Below are 18174 nucleotides of genomic sequence, written 5' to 3'. Positions count from 1 at the left end.
CGCAACGGGTGCCGGAGTGGCCGGAGACCCGGGCGCGTATGCGCCGAACGCCCGTGGAGCCGACCGTAAGACCCCGCCTGCGGGGCGGGTGGCCGGGCTCGGCTGCGTGGCGTTCGCCCTCGACTGTTACGGCGGGGGCAGGGAGTTACCGCCCGCGGACCTCGGCCCCCGCTTCGCCGAGCTGAGCGCCGACCCCGCGCGGGCACGGGCGATCGGCCGGGCCGGGCTCGACGTCCTGCGTTCCCACGAGGCGGCGGACCCGGCCAGGGTGGCGGCCGTCGGATTCTGCATGGGCGGCACCCTCGCCCTGGACCTCGCCAGGGACGGGGAGGACCTCAAGGCGGTCGTCGCGTTTCACGCCGATCTCGCCACGCCTCGGCCGGAGGACGCCGGGAACATCACCGGTCGGGTGCTGGTGTGCGCCGGCACCGACGACCCGTTCGTCCCGCTCGAGCAACGTCTCGCGTTCGAACGGGAGATGTGCGCCGCGGGGGTCGACTGGCGGATGATCCTGCACGGGGGAGTGGCCCACGGGTTCACGAACCCGGCCTTCGACGGCACCCGCCCCGGGATCCGGTACGACGGGCGGGCCGCCGAGCGGTCGTGGCGCGCGATGGTCGACCTGTTCGAGGAGGAGCTCGGTACCCGGATTACCCCGTGCCAGCCAGGCGTTCAGCACGGTGAGGAGGCTCGGCGCGGCCGGGCGGAGGATGGCCGCGGAGAGTAAGGGAGTGTACGTTTACTTTTCAGCGGTTTGCCGTCATGCCGGCTGCTACGGGCGTCACGATCGCTTCACGTCGCGCGCGCCGGACGGGTGGCGGGATCCTGCGCGCGGATGGYGGGGGCGACGGCATCGCGGGCRCCATGATCTTCAATGCGGGATCCTCGGTGAGAACCCGGCGAGTAGTTGTACCGACTGTGAGGAGCGACTGTCATGCGTGACGCGGTGATCGTGGAGGCCCTTCGCACGCCGACCGGCAAGCGCAATGGTTCCCTGTCAGGTGTGCATCCGACGGATCTTTCGGCGCACGTGCTGGCGAGCCTCGCCGAGCGGGCCGGCGTCGATCCGGCTCTGGTGGACGACGTGGTGTGGGGCTGTGTCGGCCAGGTGGGCGAGCAGACCTTCGACATCGCCCGCAACGCCGCGCTCGGCGCCGGCTGGCCGGAGACCGTCACCGGCGTGACCGTCGACCGCCAGTGCGGCTCGGGCCAGCAGGCGGTGCACTTCGCCGCCGCCGGGCTGATCGCGGGGCAGTACGACGTGGTCGTCGCCGGCGGCGTCGAGTCGATGTCCCGGGTGCCGATGGGCTCCTCCCTGATGGACAAGGTCCCCTTCGGCGAGCGGTACCTGGCCCGCTACAACGGCGCCTTCCCGGACCAGGGCATCGGCGCCGAGATGATCGCGGAGCGCTGGGGCCTGTCGCGGACCCAGCTCGACGAGTTCGCGCTGCTCTCCCACGAGCGGGCGGCGGCGGCGCAGGACGACGGCCGCTTCGACGAGCAGATCATCCCGGTCACCCTGGCCGACGGCACCGTGGCCAGCAAGGACGAGGGCATCCGCCGCGGCGGCACGGTCGAGGGCCTCGCCCAGCTCAGGACGGCTTTCAAGCCGGACGGCGTGATCACCGCGGCGAACTCGTCCCAGATCTCCGACGGCTCGTCGGCGCTGCTGATGACGACCAGCGAGAAGGCCGCCGAGCTGGGCCTGCGCCCGATCGCCCGGGTGCACACCGCCGTCCTCGCCGGCACCGACCCGGTGATCATGCTGACCGCGCCGATCCCCGCCACCCAGAAGGTGCTGGCGAAGTCCGGCCTGAAGCTCGACGACATCGGTGCCTTCGAGGTCAACGAGGCGTTCGCCTCCGTGCCCCTCGCCTGGCTGGCCGACATCGGCGCCGACCCGAAGGCCCTGAACCCGAACGGCGGCGCGATCGCCCTCGGCCACCCGCTCGGGGGCTCCGGCACCCGGCTCATGACCACCCTGATCTACCACATGCGCGACAACGGGATCCGCTACGGCCTGCAGACCATGTGCGAGGGTGGCGGCCAGGCGAACGCCACCATCCTCGAGCTGCTCTGACCCTGAGCTGGTCGAACCCTGAGCTGCTCTGACCCACCAACCCGTCGCGGTCGGGCCGGCACCTGTCAGCCCGACCGCGACAGCTCGGGCACCCGGTGACCGCGCCGGTCGTTCCGTTGCGCCTCTCTCCTGGCGTGCCAGCATGGTCCGGTGAGCGAACCGTCCCCGCGGCCTGCTGGCATCGAGCTCCTGGACGTTCATCGGCTCCGCCTGGTCGAAACCGCCCCGCCTCGGCTGTCACCTGAGGACCGGCTGGCCGTGAACCGCGTGTGGGACGAGGCGGTCCAGGCCAATCCCAGCCTTTTCGACGGGCCGGTGGTGGCGTGCGCCGGACTGGACTGGGACGGGCCACACCGCCTGGTCCTCGCCTGGGCGAGGACGACGTACCGGTTCCACGGCCTGCGTCGACTCCCCGGCGCCAGCTCGCGGCTGTCATCCCTCCTGTTCGTCGGCGTCGTGCAGCCGACCGACGACGAGCGCCTGCTGGTAGGGCGGATGGCGCAGTGGACGGCTTCTGCCGGTCGCTGGCAGCTGCCGGGTGGATCCGTCGAACCGCCCGATGACCACGAGCCCCTCGACGTGGCCGCGCTGCGCCGACATGCCGCTCGGGAACTGGTCGAGGAGACCGGCATCGACGTACCCCTCGAGGACCTGACGCTGTGGCTGGTCATTCGAGGGGAGGACGGTGACGTCGGCGCCCTCGTATCCGCGGAGACGGCACTGGGTAGCGATCCGGAGCTGGACCAGATGGCCTTTGTTCGTTCTCCGGCCGATCTGGTGGCTCTCGATGGCCCCCAGGCGGACTATCTGGCGCCGATCGTCCGTAGGTACGCAGGGGCAGCGCCCCGGCGCGACGCCCCGCCGGTCAGTCGCTCCTGGCCGTGAGGGGTCGGGGGCGCAGCGCGTCGGGGATGTCGGGTTCGGCGTCGAGGACGCGCTGGAGCAGGCTGAACAGCTGCTCGTGCTCGGCGGGGGAGAGAACACCGAACGACACTGGCGGGACTGCCATGAGCTCCTGGGCCCGCGCCACCACGAGTCGGCCCTCGTCGGTGACCGTGACCGTCTTGGCCCGCCGGTCGGTCGGGTGGGGCTTGCGCCGGGCCAGGCCGCGGCGTTCCAGGGTGTCCACCACGCTCGTCAGGTAGGACGGGTCGAAGCGGAACGCGCTGACCAGGTCGCGCATGGGCCGCGCCCCGGAGGACAGCACCAGCAGCATCTTGAGGGCGGCCGGGGTGAGTTCGACATCCTGGCAGATCTGGTGCAGTCGGTTGTGCCCCTCGCCGCCCATGACCAGGGCCTGCATGGCGCGCCAGGCCTCTCCCGCGGCCGATTCGATCACTCCTTGACGGTACCTGTTCGACAGCGCGCCGGTAAAGTTTTAGTTCTGCCAACTATATATTTGACATTACTCAACTATCGACGGATGCTGGGCCTCGACCAGGCCACCGGCGGAGCCGGTGGCCGTCCGTCGCCTCGCTCCGGGAGTACCTGTGTCCGATCAAGCACACGAAGCGGGGGCGGTGACCACCAGAGCCTCCGCACCGGTCGATGCCACTGAGATCGATGCCACCGAGATCGATCCGGCGCTGCGCCGCCTCGCGCTCACGGTCACCCTCGGCGCGATCATGGCCATCCTCGACACGACGATCGTGGCCGTTGCCATCAACACCCTCGGGCGGGACTTCAACGCCTCGCTGTCGACGATCTCCTGGGTGTCCACCGGCTACCTGCTGGCACTCGCCGTCGTCATCCCGCTGACCGGCTGGTCGGTCGAGCGGTTCGGCGCGACCCGGATGTGGAACATCTCGCTGGTGCTGTTCCTGGCCGGCAGCGCGCTGTGCGGTGCCGCCTGGTCGGCCGGCAGCCTGATCGTCTTCCGGGTGCTCCAGGGCCTCGGCGGCGGAATGATCATGCCGATCTGCATGACCCTGCTGGCCAGCGCCGCCGGCCCGCAGCGCATCGGCCGCGTCATGAACATCGTCGGTGTGCCGGCGCTGGTCGCCCCGATCCTCGGCCCGGTCATCGGCGGTCTGCTCGTCGACAACCTCGACTGGCGCTGGATCTTCTTCGTCAACCTGCCGATCGGCGCGGTCGCGCTGGTCGCGTCGTGGCGGGTGCTGCCGCGCGACGACCGCGGGCAGTCACATCACCGGCTCGACGTCCCCGGTCTGCTGCTGATCTCACCCGGCCTCGCGGCCCTCGTCTACGGCCTGTCCGAAGCCGGCTCGGGCGACGGCTTCGGCTCGCTGAAGGTCCAGATCAGCGTCGCCGCCGGCGTGGTCGCGCTGGCCGGCTTCGTCGTGCACGCCCTGCGCCGCGAGGGCGCGCTGCTCGACCTCCGCCTGTTCGGCGACCGCGTCTTCACCGTCGCCGGGGTGACCACATTCATGGTCGGCGCCGGCCTGTTCGGCGGGATGTTCCTGCTGCCGCTGTACTTCCAGATCGCCCGAGGGCAGAGCGCGCTGGCCGCCGGCCTGTCGCTCGTCCCGCAGGGGGTCGGYGCGATGATCGGCATGCCGATCGCCGGGCGGATCGCCGACCGCCGCGGATCCGGCTACGTCGTACCGGTCGGGATGGCCGTCTGCCTGCTCGGCACGATCGCGTTCACCCAGGTGGACGCGCACACCAACACCGTCGTGCTCGGGGCGCTGCTGTTCGTGCGCGGCCTGGGCTTCGGTGCCTCGATGATGCCGGCGATGAGCGCCGCCTACGTGACGCTGCGGCCCACCGCCGTGCCGCGGGCCACCACGACGCTCAACATCCTGCAACGGGTGGGCGGCTCGATCGCCACCGCCCTGCTCGCGGTGCAGCTCCAGCATGCGATCACCAGCCGGATCCCCGGCTCGGACGGCGGGGTGCTGAACGCCGCCGAGGGCACCGACCTGCCCGCGACGGTCGCGGACAAGATCGGCCATGCCTTCGGCGTCACGTTCTGGTGGGTTGTCGGCCTGACGGTGCTCGGCCTCATCTCCAGCATCTTCCTGCCCCGCCACGCCCCGAAGCCCACCAGCGCCCCCGCCCCCGCAGCCCCCGCCGCTACTGACGCCGCCGAGCGACCGGCCGGCGCTGTCGCTGCCACCGCGGTCGACGAGCGACCGCCCGCCGACGCGGTCGACGCCGTCGACGGGCCGGCCGGGGACGGGGAGGACGAGCCGGCCGGGGACGGGGAGGACGGGCCGGCCGGGGACGGGGAGGACGAGCCGGCCGCGGAGGGAGAGTACGTCCCGGTCGGCACTCCGGCACCTGATCCAGCCGTGTGACGGTGGCGGCAACTCGGCCGTGAACGCCGCGTCAGCGGCTCTCGGTGAAGACACGCCGGGTGTGGGTGAAGGCGCCCTTGCCGAAGGCGAGGACCTTCCTCATCCAGCTGAGCTGGGCGGACTCCTGGCCCACCGGCACCCGCCCGGCCTTGAACCAGCCCGTCGGTATGCTCGCCCGACTATGCCCGAAGGCCACACTGTGCACAGGTTGGCGGCCGTCCACCAGCGGATGTTCCGTGGCCGGCCGGTGACCGTGTCGAGCCCGCAGGGCCGGTTCGCCGACGGCGCGCACATGCTGGACGGGCGGGTGCTGACCGAGGCCGAGGCGCACGGCAAGCACCTGCTGCTGGGATTCGGCGACGAGCAGATCCTTCACATCCACCTGGGTATCTACGGCACCTACGTACTCGGTCCCGGCCCGGCGCCCGTGCCGACGGGAGCCGTCCGGCTGCGGCTCACGGCCGACACCGGGTACGCCGACCTGCGTGGGCCGAACGTCTGCGAGCTGCTGGCACCCGGTGAGGTGAAGGCGCTGCGCGACCGGCTGGGCCCCGATCCGCTGCGCGCGGACGCCGATCCGGCGCTGGCCTGGCGCCGGATCGAGCGCAGCCGCACCCCGATCGCCGTGCTCCTGCTGGACCAGAAGGTCGTCGCCGGGCCGGGCAACATCTACCGGGCCGAGGTGCTGTTCCGCGCCGGGATCCACCCGCTGCTACCGGGCCGGGAGCTGACCCGCGACCAGTGGGCCGAGATCTGGGCCGACCTGGTCGCGCTGATGGCCGACGGGGTGCGGACGGGCCGGATCGACACCGTGCGCCCCGCGCACACCCCGGAGGCGATGGGCCGCCCACCGCGCGTCGACGACCACGGGGGAGAGGTCTACGTGTACCGCAGAACAGGCCAACCCTGCCTGGTCTGCGCCGTCGAGGTGCGCACGGTGCAGCTGGCCGGCCGCAACCTGTTCTGGTGCCCCGGCTGCCAGCCACCCGTTCCGGGCTGAGCGCCGATCCGGGCCTCAGGGGGCGACGATCCAGCCGGGGAACCACATGCGGTCGCGCCAGGAGCTCAGCGGAATCGTCTGGGCGGCGAGGATCGGGTAGAAGTAGGCGAACATCAGCACGACGGCGGCCAGGTAGAGCCCGAACGACAACGCCCCGATCATGCGGCGGGTGTCCGACGCGTCGCGGGGGCCGAGCGCGAGGCCGGCGGACGCGGTGATCCCGAGGATCAGGAACGGCAGCGACGGCAGGGCGTAGAAGAAGAACATCGTCCGGTTGGGGAACGCCAGCCATGGCAGGAACGACGAGCCGAAGCCGACGAGTACCAGGGCGGCCCGCCAGTCGCGCCGGCTGACCCACAGCGCGAGCATCGCGACCAGCGCGGCTGTGCCGACCCACCAGACCGCCGGATTGCCCAGGGCCAGCACCTCGCGGGAGCAGCCGGCGGCGGCTCGACAACCCCGCTCGCCGAGCTTCGGGCTGTCGTAGGCGTAGACCACCGGCCTGGCGAGCACCAGCCAGCTCAGCGGCGTGGACTGCGCCACGTGCGGCGCGCTCAGGTGCTCGTGGAAGCCGAGGATGTCCTGCTGGTAGTCCCACCAGCCGTGCCAGGCGGCGAAGAACCCGTCGCCGTACCTGTGCCGGTTGTAACCGCCGTCGGTGACGAACCAGCCCGTCCAGGTGGCCAGGAACGTCACGATCGGCAGCAGGATGTAACAGCCGGACCAGGCCGGCAGGTCGCGGCGCAACGCTCCGCGCACCGGCCGCCGCGCGCCCGCGGTGCGCCGGGCACCGACATCCCAGGCCAGGGCCAGTGCGGCGAGACCGACCAGCGTGTAGAGCGCGCTCCACTTCACGCCCATCGACGCCCCGAGGCACAGCCCGGCGGCGATCCGCCAGGGCCGCAGCCCGGCGCGCGGCCCGTAGCGGACGAAGCGTTCGGTCGCCCTGGACGGCGCGCCACCGGACGGCGCGCCACCGGACGGCGCGCCCGCGGCGACGCGCGCGGCGAGCGCGGCCCGGCCGTGATCGCGGTCGAGCACCAGGCAGGCCAGCGCGAGCACGAGCCCTGTCATCAGGAAGATGTCGAGGATGCCGATCCGGCTCTGGACGAACTCCAGCCCGTCCAGGGTCAGCAGCAGGCCCGCGAAGCAGCCGAGCACGGTGGACCGGAACATCCGCCGTGCGGTGCGGGTGAGCACCAGCACCGCCAGCGTGCCGAACAGCGCCGAGGCGAACCGCCATCCGAGCTCTGGGCTGCCGTGCGCGACGCCGGCGCAGTCGGTGTAGCCGAAGATCTTCTCGGAGGCGGCCATGAACCACTTGCCCAGGGGCGGATGCACCACGAAGGCGGGGCCGGTGCAGGTCTCGCTGTTCACCTCGTAGCCCGAGGTCATCAGGCCCCAGGCGTCCTTGGTGTAGTAGACCTCGTCGAATTTCATGCCCCGCGGCTCGGTGAGCTGCCAGAACCGCAGGATGCCCGCGACGGCGGTGACCGCGAGCGCGGCCACCCAGCCGATCACCCGGTCACCGGGCATCGGCGGGCACAGCCGCATCCGCAGCGCGTCGGCCGCGGACCCGGGTGGGCGCCGCCGGTCGGAACCGGCCTGGTCGGTTCCGGAGCGGGAGAAATCAGCTGTTGTTGCTGCCGTCACATGGCCAGGCTAGGGACTGCGCCGACGAGACGGACAACTGGTGGCACTCGGGTCCGCGCCGCACGCGGGGATCGCTGGTCTCCGCGTCGAGGAGGCCTCTCCGCGTCGTGCGCGGCCCGGGATGTGCCCTCGCGGCGGAGACGTCCGGACTGGTCTAATAACAGCAGAAGGGACGTGGATGACCAGCTTGCAGATGAGGGCCGTCGCCGCGATTCTGCGGCTGACCAGAAAGCCGGGGACGGCCACCGTCGAACGGGCCCACCGGCGGATCGCGGCGCGGAAGCGGCCGTCGGCGCCGCCGGCGGCCCTGCGCCGGCGGCACTCGGTGAGTAGCCGGCAGGTCGAGGGGTTCCCCTGCCACACCGTCGCCCCGAAGGGCCGGCCCGCCGCGCGGGGGGCGGTCTACATCCACGGCGGCTCCTACATCAACGGCATGGCGCCACAGCACTGGACGCTGGTCTCCCGGCTCGCCGACGCCGGGGTGCGGGTGGACGTCCCCGACTACGGCCTCGCGCCGGGGCACACCTACCGCGAGGCGTATCCGTTCCTCACCACGGTCTACCGGCGGCTGCTCGACGAGATGGACCCGGCCACGGTCACCATCGCCGGGGACTCCGCCGGCGCCGGGTTGGCGCTGGGCTTCGCGCAGACCCTGGAAGACCACGGGCTGCCGCAGCCACGTGGCCTGGTACTCATCTCCCCGTGGCTGGACCTCACCCTGGGCGACCCGGCGGTCGCGGCGGCGGAGGCCCGCGACCCCTGGCTGACCCGCATCGGCCTGGTGGAGGCCGGTAGCGCCTGGGCCGACGGCGACGACCCGGCCGCACCGCGGCTCAGCCCGATGAACGGGCGGCTCACCGGCATCGCCCCGACGCAGGTGTACGTCGGCACCCGCGACCTGCTCTACCCCGACGTCCTGCGTTTCCAGAAGCGGGCCGCCGCTGAGGGCCTCCAGGTGGAGCTCACGGTCCGCGACGGTGCCGTGCACGTCTACCCGCTCATCCCGGTACCGGAGGGCCGCGCGGCGTCCCGCGTGATCGTGCGGGACGTCGCCAGCTGACCGTGGCGGCACCGCCGACCCCGCGGCCGGACCGGGATGGGACGATTTCCGCCATGCCCTCGAGAGCCGTGCCGCCGAGCCGGCGGGTGCTGCTGGCCTTCGCGGCGACCGCGGTCGGCGGGGGCCTCGCCGGATGCTCGGACGGCTCCGGTGCGCCCGCCCCGCCCGCGTCGTCCCCGTCAGCGGCACCGGCTTCGGCGGCGACCACTCCGGTGGCGGGTGCGGGCACGCCGGCCGCTTCGGCGGTCGCGGCCGGCCCCGTGGAGGTCTCACGGGTGACCTTCGCGAGCGCGGCCAGGGGCCGGCAGGTCGGCATGGTGGTGATCGCGCCGGGCGGGTCCCGGGACGGGCTGCCGGCCTGCCTCGTTCTGCACGGCCGGGGGGACGACGCCGAGCGGTCGGTCAGCCTGCTGAACCTCGACCGGTATCTCACCGCGGCCCTGGCGGTGGGCGTGGCGCCGTTCGCCCTCGTCGCCGTCGACGGCGGCGAGACCTACTGGCATCGCCGCGCCTCGGGTGACGACCCCGAAAAAATGATCATTGACGAGGTGCTGCCCCGGTTCGCCGGGCTGGGCCTGCGGGCTACCCGGCTGGCGGCGACGGGATGGTCGATGGGAGGGTACGGTGCGCTGCTACTGGCCCGTCGCCATCCCGGACTGGTCGTGGCGGTCGCGGCGAGCAGCCCGGCGATGTGGCCGTCCTACGGGGCGAGCGCCCCCGGCGCCTTCGACTCCAGGGCCGACTTCGCGGCCCACCCGGTCCTCGGGACGCCACCCGTGCCGGGCGTGTCGTACCGAATCGACTGCGGCGCCGCCGACCCGTTCTTCRCCGTGTCCCGCCAGGCCGCCCGCGACCTGGCGGCGAGCGAACAGAACTTCGGCCCGGGCGGTCACACCCCCGAATACTGGCGTTCCGTCGTGCCGGCGCAGCTCGCCTTCCTCAGCGGCGCGCTGAGCCGCGCGGCCTGACGGACGCGCGGCCGGCGGCCGGCCTCGCCCCGCGATCGGGCGGGACGAGACCGGTGACGTGATCGATCAGGGAGCGTCGGCGTAGCGCAGGTAGGGCTTGGTCTCCTCGACGTTCTGGAACCGCTTCTTGGCGTCCTCGGTCGAGACCGAGATCGCGACGATCACGCGGTCGCCGGGCTTCCAGTCGGCCGGGGTCGCGATGGGGTTCGCGTCCGTGGCCTGGAGCGCGTCGATGACGCGGATGATCTCGTCGAAGTTGCGGCCCACCGACTTCGGGTAGGTGAGGGAGAGCCGCACCTTGTTGGCGGGGTCGATGATGAACACCGAACGCACGGTGGAGGTGTCGCCCTCACCCGGGTGGATCATGTCGTACAGCTCGGCGATGCGGTGGTCGGGGTCGGCCACGATCGGGAAGTTGAGCGCGCTGCCGGCGACCTCGGCGATGTCCGGCGCCCAGGCGTTGTGCTGGTCGACCGGGTCGACGGACAGCGCGAGAGCCTTGGTGTTCCGCTTCTGGAACTCGCTCTGCAGCGCGGCGGTGCGGCCCAGCTCGGTGGTGCACACGGGGGTGAAGTCGGCCGGGTGGCTGAAGAAGACCGCCCACGAGTCCTTCTTCCACTCGTGGAAGGTGATCTCGCCGTCGGTGGTCGTGGCGGTGAAGTCGGGAGCGGTGTCGCCCAGGCGGAGACCCACGGGCCGTCCTTTCGTCGTAGCGTCGGGTGGTTGTTCAGGCCAGGCCAAGGCTACGGTCGATCGGCCGCGACCGTATGTGCGAGACCTCATGTGGCCGCCGGACGAGCCTTTTTCTTCCCGTGCCGGGGGAGCGTCGGTGGCTACTGAGCCGAGGTGACGCTCAGTGGCATCGGGACTTCGGCTGCGACCGGTGCCGGGCCCTGCGGCGCGGCCGGCGCGTCCGTGTCGAGCGCCCTGATCTCCGACTTGAAGATCCGCAGGGACCGGCCGAGGGACCGGGCGGCGTCGGGAAGCCTCTTGGAACCGAAGAGGACCAGGACGACCACTGCGATGATGAGCAGCTCGGGAGTACCGATGTCAGCCATGGAACCATCCTCTTCGGGACGAGTACGTGTCCGCCTTGCCGGGCCAGATCGGATGCTACGTGCTCCGGACCCGGGTCTGCTCTCAGCGCGCGGCCACCGCGGCGCGGCCGGCCGACGGCGCCAGCGCCCGCCGGAGAAAGGAGATCTGGTGGGCGAGCGCCGGCTCGTGCCACGGCTTGCCCGCGTGGAGATCGAAGTGGTCGCACGGGTAGTGCCGGACCTCGGCCCGGCCACGGAACGCGGCCTTGGCCGTCGCGTGCGGCGGCGCGGCGCGGTCGAAGTCGGCTATCTGTACGAACCACCGGGTCCGCAGCACCCGGACCGCCGACCGGCCCGGCCGGAACGAACCGATCTCACTGCCCAGGGTGGCCGCGACCTCGTTGCGCCAGGTCGGCCCGGCGATCGCGAGGTAGTCGTCGTAGTAGCCCACCGGGGTGAGCGCCGCCGTCCGGCCGGGTGGCCCGACCACCGGGATCATCGGGGCCGGGCGGCCGGCCAGCGCCGTGAGCCGGGTGGCCAGGCCCGCGGCGAACGGCTGCAGCCCGGAATCCTTGGTGCCGGCCAGCCCGTGGGCCATCACCACGGCCGGCCGGCCGGCATCGGTGGCCAGGCTGTCGTCGGCGGCCCGGAAATGCCAGGCCGCGCAGTCGGCGTCCCCGGAGCGGAAGATGCGGTCCTCAAAGGTCATCTGCGGTTCCGATCATTCGCGGGTCTCTTCGCGGGTCTCTTCGGTGGAGGTGGTGCCGTAGATCGTGCGCAGCCAGATCGCCGCCAGGGTCTCGGCACGCTGATCGACGCTGAGCGGACCGCCGGTGCTCAGCTGTTCGAGGCTGCGGTCGTTGAGTTCGAGCAGGACCGTGACGAGTGCCCGGCTGTCGGGGYCGGCGGCGGCGATCCCGGCCGCGCGTTCCGCGTCGATCATCTCCGCGAGCGGGCCGACGAACGACTCTCGGTATTCGTTCCACAGCCTGCGTACGGCCTCGCTGCGCTGGCGGGCGACCAGCATTCCCTGGAACAGGTGCCGGTGGTTCTCCCAGGTGGTGAGCACCGCCCGGATCGTCTTCCCGATCCGCTCCTCAGGGGATCCGCCTCCGGTGATGAGGACGCGCGTGGCCTCCAGAACCTCCTGGTAGACGTCCGAGCCGAGCGCCGCCGCACACGCCGCCTTGTCCTCGAAGTAGAAGTAGAACGCCGACCGGCTGACGCCGGCCTCGGCGGTGATCGCGGCGATGTTGATCTCGTCGAGATCGCGCTCTTTGAGTAGCTCGTCCAGGGCCCGCATCATCGCGGCGCGCCGCTGGTCACCGCGTTGGGGCGCACGCCGGTCGAGCGGACGGCCGGCGCCGGCGCGCTCGATGCCTGTCCGACCGGGACGGTGCCCTGGCCGCGGAGGTCGCCAAGGTCCTGGGTGAACCGCACGAGAGCGCAGCGGTCGACGTGACCGACGAAACGTCGGTGGCGGCCCTGTTCGGCGGGGTCCACGACCGGCTGGGTCGGCTGGACGCCGTCGTCAACAGCGCCGGCATCGGCGGGCTCGGCAGGATCGTCGACCTGCCGTTGGCGGAGTTCCGCGAGGACTACCTGGCCAACACCCCGCTGGGCCGTGCGGGCACGCCCGAAGAGATCGCACAGGCGGTGCTCTTCTCGCCGGTAGGACCGCGCTGGTCACCGGGGGTGGGTCGGGCGGGGCCACATCGTCAACGTGGCCTCGATGGCGGGCCTGGTCGCAGCCGGCCTCCTGACCAGCTACGTCATGACCAAGCATGCCGTGGTCGGCCTGTCGGGGACATGGTCAGCCGCGATCTGTTCCTCACCGGGCAACGTGAGCGGGCCGCCCACCGGAGCGGCCGATCGGAGCCGGTGGCACCGTTGCCGTCCGCCTGGGGTCTTCTACAGCCAGCCGTTCCGCCGTAGCAGGAACCAGACGCCGCCGGCGAGGACGATGATGACGAGGCAGCTCGCGATGAAGCCGCCGTGGCCCCCGAAGCCCGGGTACGGGACGTTCTGGCCGTAGAAACCGGTGACCGCGGTCGGGACGGCGATGATCGCGGCCCAGGCGGCCAGTTTCTTGGTGATCTCGTTGAGTTGGGCGCTCTGCTCGTTGAGCTGCGTCTCGACAATGCTGTTGATGCGGTCGCGGCCGGCGTCGATGGTTTCGGCTGCCCGCAGGGAATGGTCGGCCACGTCGTGGAAGTACGGGGCCAGGGTCTCGTCCACCAGCTGGCTGTMGCTGCGCACCAGCCGGGCGACGACGTCCTGCATCGGGGCGACGACGCGGCGCAGGCGGGCCAGCCGCACGCTCAGTTCGTAGCCCCGGCGGCGGACGTCGCTGCCGGGGCGCGGCTGGAACAGGCAGTCCTGCAGATCCTCTCCCAGTTGGTGATCAGCGCGTCGACGTCGAACTCGTCCTTGCGGACGGTGATGAGAGCGCGCGGGGTGATGAAGACGCTGATCTCGCCGGTGGTCAGCACGCTCTCCTCGCTGACCGCCACGGCATACATGTTGGCGAACAGATGGGACCGGTAGCGGTCGACCTTCGGCCGTTGGTGGGGATGGATCGAGTCCTCGGGAAAGCCCTCGTCCGCCACCGACCCGGCGCGGTAGAGCCGGGTCCGGGTGGGGCACTGCGGCGGGACGGCCTGGGTGACGCTGGGTGCGGCGGTGCCAGGGGTCTGCGGATCGCCGGCGGCCGGCTGCGGCTGCGGCAGGGGCGATTCCGTCACAGCGCGAGCATGCCAGCCGCGTCGGCCCGCCATCCGCCGCGCTGATCGGGGGCGTCCGTGGTTGTTAGATCGGCGTCGCTGGGAAAGGGTGTGGTTATGCCGAAGCAGGTCTCCGCGCAGCACCCGACGCCGCGCCGGTCACCGGCCCGCAGTGTCGCCGATTCGGGCGCGCTCGCGCGTGCCTTCCGGCGTCATGCCRCCGGCGTGACGATCGTGACGATGGCGGGACCACGCGGTCCGGTGGGGTTCACGGCGACGTCTGTCGCCTCACTGTCCGAGCGTCCACCGCTGGTGTCGCTGGCGTTGTCCGTGCGATCGTCCATCGCGCCCGTGCTCGAGGCCAGCGAGACGCTCATGGTCCACATGCTGTCGGAGGGGCAGCATGAGCTGGCGGCCCGGTTCGCGCAGCCGGGCGCCGACCGGTTCGGCCCGCCGACGCGGTGGCGGGCGCTCCCCGGCGGCGAGCCGCTGCTGCTCGACGCCGCGGTCTGGCTGCTGTGCCGCATCCAGCGCCGCACCGTCGAGGGCGACCATCATCTCGTCGTCGCCGAGGTGCTCGACAGCCAGACCGGCCGGGCCGAGGCCCCGTTGGTCTACCACGACGGCGCCTACGGCACCGTCCAGACGACGTCGGCGGGCGCGGCGGCAGCGGGGACGGCGCCCGCGAGTACGGCGCCCGCGAGTTCGGCGCGAGCGCGTGCGACTCCGGTGCCCTCGGTGCCGGTGCTGTCGGCGGGTGGCGCGGGCCCTCGACCGGGTGCCGGAGAGCCGGATGGGACGATCGGCGACGGCGATCTGAGTATCCGCGGCGCGCGCTGAGGAGCGTGCGCTCCGCGCGGCTGACCGATCGACCGCCTCCCAGGCGGCCTCCGCGTCGAGGCGCGCCGTCGACCAGCTCGTGCCGTGGTGCCGAGCGGAACCAAGGAGACACCGTCATGCGGACCCGCCCGCTGGGCAGTGCCGGACCAGCCGTCTCGATCGTCGGGCTGGGCTGCAACAACTTCGGGGCCCGGCTCGGTGCCGCCGAGAGCGCGGCCGTCGTCCACGCGGCCCTCGATCTCGGGATCACCCATTTCGACACGGCCGAGATGTACGGCGACGGCGCGTCGGAGGAGTTCCTCGGCGCCGCGCTCGGCTCCCGCCGCGACGCAGCGGTCATCGCGACCAAGGTGCTCCCCCGCCCGCGGGACGAGCAGTACACGCCAGGCGCGCTGCGGCGGCGGATCCTGTCGGGGTGCGAGGACAGCCTGCGCCGCCTCGGTACCGACCGCATCGACGTCTACTACCAGCACTTTCCCGACGCCGAGGCGCCGCTGAGCGAGGCGATGGAGACCTTCGAGGAGCTGGTGCGCTCGGGCAAGGTACTCAGCATCGCCTGCTCGAACGTCAGCGCCGAGCAGATCGAGGCGCGGGCGGCGTTCGCCACCGAGCGGGACGTCGCTCCGTTCGTCGCCGCCCAGATCGAGTGGAGCCTGCTCCGGCGGGCCGTCGAGGCGGAGATCGTCCCGGCGGCGCTCAAGGCGGACATGGGGATCGTGCCCTACTTCCCGCTCGCCTCCGGGATGCTCAGTGGGAAGTACCGGGCCGGTGAGCCGTTCCCGGCCGGTAGCCGGCTGGCCTCCAGCTCCTACTTCGCCGCGATGGCGACCGAGGAGAACTTCGCCTACCTCGACGCCCTCATCGCGTTCGCCACCGACCGCGGCCACTCCGTGCTGGAGCTGGCGATCGCCTGGCTCGCCGCCCAGGACGGCGTGGCGTCGGTGATCGCCGGTGCGACCAGCCCCGAGCAGGTGTCGGCGAACGCCGCCGCCGCCGGGTGGTCGCTGACGGAGGACGACCTGGCCGCGCTGCCCCAGCCCGCCGCGGGCTGAACAAGCCGGTGCCCGCCTGACCGGCGCGTGCTCGACCGGCGTGCCCGTTGCCGGTCTGAGTGCGCGCCGGTCCGCTCCACTCGATATGTCACCTACCGTGCACAGGTGGGAGGATCGGTCGCCCGGTGGCCAGGATGCCGGTTCGCGAACGAGTGGAGGGCCCTCGGATGAACGTGGGAGACCGGGTCGGTGACCTGTCCGGTGTCGACGAGACCGGCGCCGAACTGCGGCTGTCGGACCTGCTGGCGAAGGGGCCGCTGGTCGTGTTCTTCTACCCGGCGGCGATGACCCCGGGTTGTACCAGGGAGAGCTGCCACTTCCGCGACCTGGCGAGCGAGTTCGCGGCGATCGGCGCCGGCATCGTCGGCGTCAGCGCGGATGACACCGCCAAGCAGGCCGAGTTCAGCGCCAAGCACTCCCTCGGCTTCCCGCTCCTCGCCGACACCAGCCGGACGATCGCGGACGCGTTCGGGGTCCGCCGCAGGTTCGGCCCCAACAAGCGGGCCACGTTCATCCTCGACCGGGACGGAACGGTCGTCGCCCGGATCGACTCGGAGTTCGCGATGAACCGGCACGCGGACAAGGCGCTCGACGCGCTGCGCGCACTCGGCTGAGGCCTGACTTCAGGTGAGGCCTGACTTCAGGGCCGGGTCGTGAGGCCTGAGGCCACGCGGCGCCGCCGGGCCGTGCTCGACGTCGTCTGAGACCCCGCGCCCCTGTCGTCACCGGGGCCGCGGCCGTCCCGTGCCGCGTCCCAGACGGAGCTACCACAACGGTGAGCTGGGCGAGCTCGTCCGCGGTGAGCGGCGGGTGCTGGAACGGCGTCGCGGCGTGCCGACGAGGGTCGTGCTCGACGCCGAGGACGACCGCGGGCGGTCGCTGCTCCGCCCCTGAGGGGCGGTGGCGCCAGGCCCGGTCAGGTCAACGAGTACGCAATGGATCGGCTATCGGTGGCGTGGCGTGGCGCGTGGCCACCCGACGGTGCGCCACGGGGCGCCGTCGGTGTGGCCCGCCCCGGGTCCCGGGGCGGGCTGCGGCGGAGGTTCTCATGACAGAGCATCAACCCAGGTCAGCGGGTATCTGTTGAATCGCGACCGCTGTTTCGGTCATATTGTTCGCGTCCATCGGAGCATAGTGTCCATGCGCGCCGGAGTGATCATTCGCGAGGTGGTATAGGCGCGCCGATTCATAGTTGTGAGCGGGTCGTTACCCATGTTGGACGTCCGGGATACGGTGGCTGCAAGAATCGGCTCGATCCCCGGGAGGCTTGCATGGCGACAACTCGTTCACTGTCGTGGTTGTCCGCCGTGCTGTTATGCGCCGCCGCTCTGACCGGCTGTCAGGGCGGCGCGGCGCAGAGCGCGACGTCCTGTACCACCGAGGGTGTCACCGCGGACGAGGTCAAGCTGGGGCTGTTGTTTCCGGACACCGGGCTCGGCGCGGTGACGTTCAGTGCCGCCCGGGCCGGAATCGACGCCCGACTCGGAGCGGTGAACGCGGCCGGCGGTGTGCACGGCCGCCAGATCGTCTATGACTGGCKAGACGACACGGCCAAGGTGTCGGTGAATCTCACGATGGCCCGCACACTGATCGAGCGGGAAAACATCTTCGGCATGCTCGAGACGAGCACGGTGGCCTCGGGCAGCGCCGCCTATCTCGCGGAGCGCGGGATTCCGGTGCTCGGGATCGCCGTGGAGGACGCGTGGGCGAAGTACCGGAACATGTTCTCCTTCAACTACAGTTTCACGGCGAAGGGCTCGGTCGACACGTTCGGCAAGTTCGTCCATGAGCGCGGCGGGACCAAGGCGATGATCCTGTACAACCCGCTCGACGCGACGGTGTCGACGCACATCGCCGAACAGTTCACCTCCAGTTTCCGGTCGGTGGGGATCGCGACGACCTCGGTCAGCACCGACAACAACCCCGTCACGGCCCAGGCGGACCAGCTCGCGCGGCAGATGGCCGAGGAGGGCATCGACACGCTGGCCGGCACGCTGAGCACGGAGGGCCTGGCCCAGGTCGTCGCGGCCGCGCGGCGCCAGGGCGTCCCGCTCAAGGTCATCCTCAGTAGCAGCCCCGCGCCGAACGCCGAGCTGTTGGAGACCTACGGCTCGCAGCTGGCGGGTCTGACGACGTTCGCCGCCTACATACCGCTGGAGACGAAGTCGCCCGCGCTCGACTCCTACCGCGCCGCGATGGCCACCCACGCCCCGCAGCTGCAGGACACCGACCAGACGCTGGCACTGGTCGGCTACATCATCGCCGACATGTTCATCCGGGGCCTGGAGGAGGCGGGGGACTGCCCGACCCGGCAGGGCTACATCGACGGCCTCCGGGCGGTGAAGGGCTACAACGCCGGTGGCCTCATCGGCGACATCGACCTCGAACGTGACTTCGGCAAGCCCGCCGAGTGCTACTCGTTCGTCGAGGTGAACCCCGAAGGCTCCGCCATCGAGATCGTCAGCCCGAACTACTGCGGACATCGGCTCGCCGACTGACGA

The 18174-nt window shown here is 71.7% G+C and carries 21 protein-coding genes; 13 read left to right on the top strand and 8 right to left on the bottom strand.

The annotated features are described in order from the left end of the window. The 3 genes from BBK14_RS28460 to BBK14_RS28450 all read left to right on the top strand — a co-directional run. A partial coding sequence (locus BBK14_RS28460; RefSeq protein ID WP_241831904.1) for a dienelactone hydrolase family protein occupies positions 1-727 on the top strand: 727 nt, incomplete at its 5' end. A 207-nt stretch (positions 728-934) separates the two neighbouring features. Next, positions 935-2080 (top strand): thiolase family protein, encoded by a 1146-nt coding sequence (locus BBK14_RS28455; protein ID WP_071066282.1) that lies wholly within the window; start codon positions 935-937, stop codon positions 2078-2080. Between the two features lie 150 nt (positions 2081-2230). Next, a complete protein-coding gene (locus BBK14_RS28450; protein ID WP_071066281.1) occupies positions 2231-2965 on the top strand; it encodes an NUDIX hydrolase in 735 nt (244 codons plus the stop codon). Here the strand turns inward: BBK14_RS28450 and BBK14_RS28445 are convergent. Next, positions 2946-3419 (bottom strand): MarR family winged helix-turn-helix transcriptional regulator, encoded by a 474-nt coding sequence (locus BBK14_RS28445; protein ID WP_071066280.1) that lies wholly within the window; start codon positions 3417-3419, stop codon positions 2946-2948. The genes BBK14_RS28450 and BBK14_RS28445 overlap by 20 nt on opposite strands. A 151-nt stretch (positions 3420-3570) precedes the next feature. Between BBK14_RS28445 and BBK14_RS28440 the strand changes: the two genes are divergently transcribed. Together BBK14_RS28440 and BBK14_RS28435 are read left to right on the top strand one after the other, a co-directional pair. Then, entirely contained in the window at positions 3571-5340 is a 1770-nt protein-coding gene (locus BBK14_RS28440) for a DHA2 family efflux MFS transporter permease subunit (protein WP_071066279.1), read from the top strand. Between the two features lie 181 nt (positions 5341-5521). After that, on the top strand, positions 5522-6340 hold the full coding sequence (locus tag BBK14_RS28435; protein WP_071066278.1) for an Fpg/Nei family DNA glycosylase: 819 nt from the start codon (positions 5522-5524) through the stop codon (positions 6338-6340). A gap of 15 nt (positions 6341-6355) precedes the next feature. On the opposite strand, the gene BBK14_RS28430 is transcribed toward BBK14_RS28435, so the two are convergent. Then, complete coding sequence (locus BBK14_RS28430; RefSeq protein ID WP_071066277.1) at positions 6356-7993, bottom strand: dolichyl-phosphate-mannose--protein mannosyltransferase; 1638 nt, start codon at positions 7991-7993, stop codon at positions 6356-6358. A gap of 178 nt (positions 7994-8171) precedes the next feature. On the opposite strand from BBK14_RS28430, the gene BBK14_RS28425 reads away from it, so the two are divergent. Together BBK14_RS28425 and BBK14_RS28420 are read left to right on the top strand one after the other, a co-directional pair. Beyond that, a complete protein-coding gene (locus BBK14_RS28425; RefSeq protein WP_071066276.1) occupies positions 8172-9053 on the top strand; it encodes an alpha/beta hydrolase fold domain-containing protein in 882 nt (293 codons plus the stop codon). Between the two features lie 53 nt (positions 9054-9106). Then, positions 9107-10021 carry an alpha/beta hydrolase gene (locus tag BBK14_RS28420; RefSeq protein WP_071066275.1) on the top strand — a complete coding sequence of 305 codons (915 nt, stop codon included), beginning with the start codon at positions 9107-9109 and terminating at the stop codon, positions 10019-10021. A gap of 66 nt (positions 10022-10087) precedes the next feature. Here BBK14_RS28420 and BBK14_RS28415 read toward each other — a convergent pair whose 3' ends face one another. The 4 genes from BBK14_RS28415 to BBK14_RS28400 form a co-directional block, all read right to left on the bottom strand. Further along, the gene (locus BBK14_RS28415) at positions 10088-10714 is read right to left on the bottom strand and encodes a peroxiredoxin (RefSeq protein ID WP_071066274.1); all 627 of its coding nucleotides are present in this window, start codon (positions 10712-10714) and stop codon (positions 10088-10090) included. A 140-nt stretch (positions 10715-10854) separates the two neighbouring features. After that, positions 10855-11079 (bottom strand): Sec-independent protein translocase subunit TatA, encoded by a 225-nt coding sequence (tatA, locus tag BBK14_RS28410; RefSeq protein ID WP_071066273.1) that lies wholly within the window; start codon positions 11077-11079, stop codon positions 10855-10857. 82 nt (positions 11080-11161) lie between these two features. Beyond that, on the bottom strand, positions 11162-11767 hold the full coding sequence (locus BBK14_RS28405; RefSeq protein WP_071066272.1) for a hypothetical protein: 606 nt from the start codon (positions 11765-11767) through the stop codon (positions 11162-11164). Between the two features lie 12 nt (positions 11768-11779). Continuing rightward, the gene (locus tag BBK14_RS28400) at positions 11780-12364 is read right to left on the bottom strand and encodes a TetR/AcrR family transcriptional regulator (RefSeq protein ID WP_083391308.1); all 585 of its coding nucleotides are present in this window, start codon (positions 12362-12364) and stop codon (positions 11780-11782) included. A gap of 74 nt (positions 12365-12438) precedes the next feature. Between BBK14_RS28400 and BBK14_RS43025 the strand changes: the two genes are divergently transcribed. Next, the gene (locus BBK14_RS43025; protein WP_275078522.1) at positions 12439-12993 is read left to right on the top strand and encodes an SDR family oxidoreductase; all 555 of its coding nucleotides are present in this window, start codon (positions 12439-12441) and stop codon (positions 12991-12993) included. On the opposite strand, the gene BBK14_RS40770 is transcribed toward BBK14_RS43025, so the two are convergent. Continuing rightward, entirely contained in the window at positions 12970-13431 is a 462-nt protein-coding gene (locus BBK14_RS40770) for a CorA family divalent cation transporter (RefSeq protein WP_241831905.1), read from the bottom strand. The genes BBK14_RS43025 and BBK14_RS40770 overlap by 24 nt on opposite strands. Next, the gene (locus BBK14_RS40765; RefSeq protein ID WP_241831907.1) at positions 13380-13802 is read right to left on the bottom strand and encodes a magnesium transporter CorA family protein; all 423 of its coding nucleotides are present in this window, start codon (positions 13800-13802) and stop codon (positions 13380-13382) included. The genes BBK14_RS40770 and BBK14_RS40765 overlap by 52 nt, the downstream gene beginning before the upstream one ends. Before the next feature lie 96 nt (positions 13803-13898). On the opposite strand from BBK14_RS40765, the gene BBK14_RS28380 reads away from it, so the two are divergent. The 5 genes from BBK14_RS28380 to BBK14_RS28365 all read left to right on the top strand — a co-directional run bounded on the left by BBK14_RS28380 (position 13899) and on the right by BBK14_RS28365 (position 18171). Next, positions 13899-14621, top strand: coding sequence for a flavin reductase family protein (locus BBK14_RS28380; protein WP_071066268.1), 723 nt, complete (start codon positions 13899-13901; stop codon positions 14619-14621). 116 nt (positions 14622-14737) lie between these two features. Continuing rightward, positions 14738-15673, top strand: a complete 936-nt coding sequence (locus BBK14_RS28375; RefSeq protein WP_071066267.1) for an aldo/keto reductase — start codon at positions 14738-14740, stop codon at positions 15671-15673. A 167-nt stretch (positions 15674-15840) separates the two neighbouring features. Next, on the top strand, positions 15841-16287 hold the full coding sequence (locus tag BBK14_RS28370; RefSeq protein WP_071066266.1) for a peroxiredoxin: 447 nt from the start codon (positions 15841-15843) through the stop codon (positions 16285-16287). Between the two features lie 130 nt (positions 16288-16417). Continuing rightward, positions 16418-16567, top strand: a complete 150-nt coding sequence (locus BBK14_RS38575) for a hypothetical protein (protein WP_157904354.1) — start codon at positions 16418-16420, stop codon at positions 16565-16567. A gap of 377 nt (positions 16568-16944) precedes the next feature. After that, positions 16945-18171: an ABC transporter substrate-binding protein gene (locus tag BBK14_RS28365; protein WP_071066265.1), complete on the top strand. Its 1227-nt coding sequence runs from the start codon at positions 16945-16947 to the stop codon at positions 18169-18171. Positions 18172-18174: the final 3 nt, after the last annotated feature.

The organism is Parafrankia soli, assembly GCF_001854695.1.
Taxonomy (GTDB): domain Bacteria; phylum Actinomycetota; class Actinomycetes; order Frankiales; family Frankiaceae; genus Parafrankia; species Parafrankia soli.
This window is presented reverse-complemented; position numbering and strand designations above follow the sequence as displayed.